The following is a 6,779-nucleotide window of genomic DNA, read 5'->3' as shown; positions in this document are numbered from 1 at the left end:
ATTTTTTCAGGACGTTACAATTTGTTATTTATTCGGTAATTGCGGTGGACGCATTTTGTATTGATTCTGTTTCAAACTCATCAAAAAAGCTTCTAATGCATCCATTTCCGAAGCAGTTAAATTCAATTTCTGAACTAACTCTGTTGTTTTCGGAAATAATGAATCATTTTCTGTTTCTCATTTGGTTGAAAATGGAACATTCCTGCATTGTACATATTGATTACACCACGAATCGTAGGAAAAAGTCCGTTGTGCATATAAGGAGCATTTTGAGGAACTTCTCGTAATGAAGGTGTTTTGAATTCACCAACATTCTTAGCCAATTTAGTTGTATTGTATAATCCTAAATCCTCGTATTCTCGACCATAATATGTCAAACCTATATTATGAAATTTATTATCCGAAAAATATGCTGTATTGTGACAATTGATGCAACGCGCTTTTGTACGGAAAAGATGTAAACCTTCAATTTCTTGATCAGTTAATTCATCCGATTTTCCTGAAATAAATTTATCAAATCTATTTTTTGGTGATAAAATCGTACGTTCAAAGGTTGCAATTGCTTTTGTAATACGGTCATTCGTTACTTTTTCGTCACCAAAAGCAGCTTTAAATAATTCTTTGTAACCATTAATTTCAGCAATTCGTTTTGTTGCAAAATCAATATGATGATTCATTTCTTTTTTATCACGAATCGGAAATTCAGCTTGTTCTTCCAATGTTTTTGCACGACCATCCCAAAACATCACTTTTGAGTAAGCAACATTCATCAAACTCGGCGAATTACGCGCTCCCAATTGTCGATCTTCGCCATAAGGAACACGACGACCATCACCCCAATTCAGCTCAGGATCGTGGCAATTTGCACAAGAAATTTGATTTGAATTTGATAAACGAGGATCAAAAAATAAGGATTTTCCTAACTCAGCTTTTTCTTTAGAATACGGATTATCTTTAGGAAAAGGAACTTCGCCTAATGTACCAATATCTTCAAAACCATCTTTCAAAACACTTTCGTCAACAGTTGGTTTAGGCCATTTTGACTGATCTCCGCTACTATACAATGCACGTAATTCGGTAACTGTATAACCTTGATCGATTATTTTGTTACTGTTAAACGCATAAAATAGAGTAGTCGCACCAAATGCAACGATTGGAAGCATTTTTTTCATCTTCATTCTAATAATTTAATTGAATTCCGAAATTCATTAAATACGTATTATCTGTATTGATTTCGGTAAAATTGCTCTTATTTGTTGCAAATATACCTTTTAACTGCGTATATACTTCGATTGTTTTATTGTTTTTTACAGGTAAAATGTAGCGAATAGAAGTTGAAGCATCAAAATGATTGGTTGTATTGTACGCATAATCATAAGCCGCTACATTGTCATAGAAAGTATCTTCGTTGATTCCAGTCATTTTTGTATAATCAAAATAAGAATCCAATAAAGCATAATAATTAAAAGCTAAACCAATATTTATTTTCGAATTATCATTCAACATTAAATCTTTATTTCCATAAATACCAACATCTAACGATTTAATTTTCATGTCATAAATAGCTAAAGCATCGTAATATTTGTTCTGATTATAGCTTGTTTTGAATCCAAGAAAATAATTCATTTTCGTAACATCACGATTAGCTAAGTTAACATCAAAATTTAGATTTTGTAAACGATTTTGATAATTCATTCCACCGATAGAAACATCGTAATTTTCACCATCTTTTCTCGAAAAATCTAAACGTGTATTGATTGTATTGTTATCAAATTTTGTCATAAAATTCGCATAAGCAAAATGCTCGTTGATATCCCAAACATAGATAAAGAACTTATCTTCTTTTGTTTTGCTATCATACATTCGCTGTTGATTTTCTTGGTAATTGTAACCTAAAATCAACTTTGTATTGTCTGAATTAAATTGATATCCACCACCGATTTTAGAAATGATATTTCGTGTAAAATATTCGTAAATTGTTTTTTCGTTATCTATTTTATTTCTCAATGGATTATTAATTTCGCGACCATAACCAGCCATGTAACGCAAATAGGTATTCGAATTTTCTTCTACATCTTGATTTCTACCTTTATACTTTAGACTATAATCTTTATCTTTTCGACCATATGAACCTAACACAAAAATCTGATGTCCCTCAAAAAGTTCATAACCAACTTGAATTTCTCCAACTAATTGATTGTTTTTAATCTCTGGACGAGGATCTAATTTACGCGCCATTTTGTTGACATTCAATTCAGCTTTTGCAGCCAAAGTTAAATTGCCAAAATTTTTCGAAACTCCACCACGAATCAAATATTGCTGATTATCCCAATCTGCTGCACGCGGAACGTAGAAATATTGAGGAGAAAGCACTTGTTGCTCATCTGTACGCTCGTCAGAAAGGTTCCATGAAAGATTTTTTTCATTGAATTTCTGCAAGTCAATCATTCCGAAAATTCTAAAACCATTTTCAGTTGTATATAAACCTTCGCTCAAAAAACCGTAACGACTTGTTTCTTCTGCTGTTTGTTTACGCGAAAATTGATTGTTTTTATGACTGAAATAAATTCCAGTATGCGTATAATCTTTAATCGGTAAAGAATGTGTCGCAACAGGTAATTGCCAATTCAAATCCTTTATAACTTGTTCAGCTTCGTTAGAAGTTACTTTTATCGAATCATTTTCTTGCGCAAATGATGTACTTCCTAAAAGTAAACAAGCAAAAGAAACAATTTTCAATAATTTGTTATCGTATGTTGTTAAATCAATTGATTTCATGTTTTTTAATTTCTATTGCGCAAAAATCTTTGGTTCAGCTTTGATGTTTACAAAATCGTTTGTCGAATTGTTTGTATCCTTCAAAATTATACGACCATTAATTGTTTTTTGAGTTTTACGAATAATAGATGTTGATGTATAAGATCCTGCTGTTAAATAGGCGTAACCAGCATCTTGTTTGTTCTGTAATTTTTTCGGAACCAATTTAGTTCCCATGTCTTGTGTTGTTTCTACAGCATCTAAAATAAAATAATTCGGCAATTGTAAATACTGATACGTCGTTTTATTTGATGGATTTTTAACTTTTCCAAAACCATTTATATCATTTTCATCAGCCCTAAAAAGAATATAAGCTTGACGACCTAAATTATCTAACAATAAATCTTTATTTCCATTTGCCCACCAAACAATATCTAAATCTGGAACAGCAGGATTTTGAATATCATATGAATATTGAGAACCTAAATAGCTCGTCATATTTACCTCAAAATCTGCATTTGATAAATCGACCGTCAACTCTGGTTTTAGAATTTCGATTACTTTACCATTTGCATCGGTGTAATTTCCTTTGTGATTTATCGCCGTTTGCGCAATTGTAATACTTTGTCCTGGTTGAACTGGATAAGTCGTTCCATTTCCTGGAATACGAACCGCATTCGCAACATACACATAACCTGTATTTGCTTCTGCACCTTTTGTGTTTCCTTCACCTTTAGACCAATCTAATTGTCCATTTGCTTGGGAATATGGTTGAGATTCGACTGTATTTGCGCCAAATAATTGTCCAAAAATTAAACCATCTGCATAAATTACTTCATTCGTCATTCCTGTTTGTATATTTTTTAGAATTGTTTTCGCATTTACAGGTAATTTTGAAGCATCAAAATCGCTATCAAAAGTAACTTTTGTTGTAAATGTAACGGGTTGAACCGCTGAATTTCCAAAATCATCATCAGAACAAGAATTAAATAATAAACTTGCTAAAATAGGAGTGAGAAGTATATATTTTTTTAACATAATAATCTTTTTTGAAATTGTTTAGAATTAGAAAGTATATTCAATTTTACCTCCCAATGAAAATTTTGCGATTTTTGAAACAATTCTTTCACCAGAATCGTTGATATAAGTAGGTTTTAAACCAAAAACATTTGTTGTATAAACAGATACTTTGAATCCATTTAAGAAATCTTTCGAAATACGTAAATGAAAATTATGCAATGAATTTTGTAATTCTGCTAATGTTTTTTGTGGAGCTTTAATCAAATGTCCGTATAATTCTGTATTTCCTCGATCTTCGACAGGAATTTCGTGATAAACAGAATTTTCATCTAAGTAACCAATTGGATTTCTATTGTTGTATTTATCGTGATTTTGAATAAAAATATGTTCTGTACGAAGAGATAAAATCAATCCAACTTTTTTTAAATGATAATTAAAATTTGTTCCAAACATTAAAGCTTCATCATTCGATTTTGGATTATAATAAACAGCATATTTCTCTTTTGCTAAAACATTTGTAGAAGCCGAATATTCATAAACAGGCTTATTATTTGTAGTTTTTGTATACGAACCATTCACTGAAATATCTAAATTTAGAGGTTTGATTCGGTTAAAATTCATAAACATTTCAATACCTTTATCTGTCGATTCTAAATTATTTTCCAAAGTATTATAAATAATTTGATAGGCTTCTTTCCCAATAACAGAATAAGTTGGAGTAGAAGTGGATGTGTCGACACTAATTGTAGAACCTTCTAAAGTTGCTACATGATCAACTCTTGAAATTCCATCCTTCAATTGATTATAATACCCTGTTACATTTAATGATCCAAAAGGTAAATTAACATCAAAACCAATTTCTGAATTGTAAGATCTACTTGGTTTCAAGTTTAAGTTATTTCCTTCCAAAAGAAACGTTTCAATCCACCCATATTGTTTATTGTTGACATAATAAATTCCGTCTCCCAACAAACGATCATAAATTCGATCTCCCGTGAATAGCTGATTTAACGAAGGTGCTTTAGAAGCAATACCGTATCCACCACGAATTCTAAACACTTTATTGAACGCATAAGATGTATTTATACGCGGTTGAAATGTGTTATTTCCATACTGATTATCGAATCTAAATCCTAAATCTAATTTGAAAACATTGTCATTTTCGCCAAATTTTACAATTCTATCTTCTGCATAGACAGACAATTGCCATTGCGTTTTGGTATTTTTGAAATTATAATCACGATAACCTAAACCACCTTTTGCACCGCTTAATGTATAATAATTAGGCGTTGTATTTTCGTCCGTATATGTCCCTCGACCTTTGTTAGAGCTTGATCGAGAAGATAAACCAACAGAAAAAGTATGGTTCCAATTATTTTTAGATTCGTAATTTTTCACACCTTCTATATTTAAGAAAGTAGACATCGGAATTCCTTCTACATTTTTGACAAACGTGTATTGATTTGGTAAAAATATCGCATCCGAAATTCCATTTTCCGTAGAAGTTGTAACCGCAGCAGTTGCGACATTATTCCAACGTTCTTCTTTCGAATTTTGCTTTTCATAACTGATATTTGCATCAACATTCAAAGCATCAATCCAATCTTTTTTCAAGTTCCATTTCAGATTATTAGATAATCGAATCGAAAACTTGTCATTCTTTATTTTAGGATCCGAAATATCATCTGGATCATATTTTATTTTATCATTATTGATTGCGAAACTTCCTTCTAAAGTATTAACCAATGTATTGATTTTGTTTGAGGATTTCCACGCCGCATTTGTTGTTATACGATTATAGGATTTTAAATTATCGCGAACATCTTCATTAGAAGCCAAATAATTACCCGACAAACTCAAGAAATTTCTATCATTAATTTTAAAACCTTTTGACATATTATATTCAGTCGTCGCATCTAACATCGAAATGGAAGCGCGTAGGGGAGTTGCACTAACTTTAGAATTGATGATGATTAATCCTGAAGTTAAATCACCATATTTTGCAGGAGCTATTCCTTGAATAATTTTTACTTCATCGATATTAGCAGTTGTAATTTGACGTAAATCAACACCATAACTAGGGTTATTAAAATCATTGAAACCACCACCAGATAAGGAAGTAAACGCTTGCATATTTTCATTGTTCGAAATTGGAATATCGTTGACTACAATCGACGTCCCAAACGCTTTATTCTGAAAATAATCTTTGCGATCATTATTTGTATTACTTGACAAACTTCCTGATAATCCCAAATTATTTGAAGAAATCGCAGTTCTAAAAACAACATTTTTGAACTCGTTATTATTAAAATCCATTGTTACTTGTCCTGGTAATTGTTGCAAAACTTCGTTTAACGAAAACGCTTGCACATTTTCTATTGCTTCTTTACCAAGCGTAATCTCGGAATATTCTTTCTTTTTTTTTGGGAAAATATCAACTTGTTCCAAACGTAAAGTTTGATTGTATAACACAATCGAAACGTTATTTTCTGAAGAATCTACAACAATTTCTTGTGTTTCTTTTCCTTTTTGAGAAAAAGACAAATTAGTATTCTCGTTCGTTAATTCTATTGTAAAAAAGCCATCCGAATTTGTTTGTGTCCATCGTTTCGTTTGAGGATCCTGAACCTGAACGTTAGATAATTTTTGACCATTTTCATCCGTCACAGTACCAGTTAAAATTCGTTGGGCATTTACAAAACCAAATTTTAATAAAATGAGTAAAGAATATTTAATTCCAATTTCTGTAAAAGGAATCGTTATAATTAATGGAAAATATTTGTTAGTTAAAAACAATAGAAACGAATGGGAATTGCCTGGAGGAAGATTAGAACAAAATGAATTAGTAGAAGAAACTGTTGTTAGGGAAATCAACATTTAAAATTATAAATAATGGATATATAAAAGAGCTTAATAAAATACTTTATTTAACATAATATATATTATAATAATAATATTTCATAGAAATATTATTATTAATAATGGTAGTATCTTACTAACTG

The 6,779-nt window shown here is 30.8% G+C and carries 5 protein-coding genes; 1 reads left to right on the top strand and 4 read right to left on the bottom strand.

Annotation, left to right across the window (positions count from 1 at the left end; all coding sequences use genetic code 11):
• Positions 1–134: 134 nt before the first annotated feature.
• The 4 genes from B4J88_RS15085 to B4J88_RS15070 are packed head-to-tail and all read right to left on the bottom strand — an operon-like array spanning position 135 to position 6,444.
• Positions 135–1,178 carry a cytochrome-c peroxidase gene (locus tag B4J88_RS15085; protein ID WP_286494826.1) on the bottom strand — a complete coding sequence of 348 codons (1,044 nt, stop codon included), beginning with the start codon at positions 1,176–1,178 and terminating at the stop codon, positions 135–137.
• 1 nt (position 1,179) lies between these two features.
• The gene (locus B4J88_RS15080) at positions 1,180–2,778 is read right to left on the bottom strand and encodes a DUF6850 family outer membrane beta-barrel protein (protein WP_291048247.1); all 1,599 of its coding nucleotides are present in this window, start codon (positions 2,776–2,778) and stop codon (positions 1,180–1,182) included.
• A 12-nt stretch (positions 2,779–2,790) separates the two neighbouring features.
• Complete coding sequence (locus B4J88_RS15075) at positions 2,791–3,795, bottom strand: DUF4876 domain-containing protein (protein WP_219035311.1); 1,005 nt, start codon at positions 3,793–3,795, stop codon at positions 2,791–2,793.
• A gap of 27 nt (positions 3,796–3,822) precedes the next feature.
• Entirely contained in the window at positions 3,823–6,444 is a 2,622-nt protein-coding gene (locus B4J88_RS15070) for a TonB-dependent receptor (protein ID WP_291048252.1), read from the bottom strand.
• 49 nt (positions 6,445–6,493) lie between these two features.
• Between B4J88_RS15070 and B4J88_RS15065 the strand changes: the two genes are divergently transcribed.
• Positions 6,494–6,658, top strand: a complete 165-nt coding sequence (locus B4J88_RS15065; protein ID WP_219035308.1) for an NUDIX domain-containing protein — start codon at positions 6,494–6,496, stop codon at positions 6,656–6,658.
• The last annotated feature ends 121 nt before the right edge of the window (positions 6,659–6,779 follow it).

The organism is Empedobacter sp. UBA5036 (genome assembly GCF_002415215.1).
GTDB lineage: Bacteria > Bacteroidota > Bacteroidia > Flavobacteriales > Weeksellaceae > Empedobacter > Empedobacter falsenii_B.
Note: the sequence above shows the minus strand (reverse complement) of the source record. Positions and strands in the feature narration are given on the sequence as shown.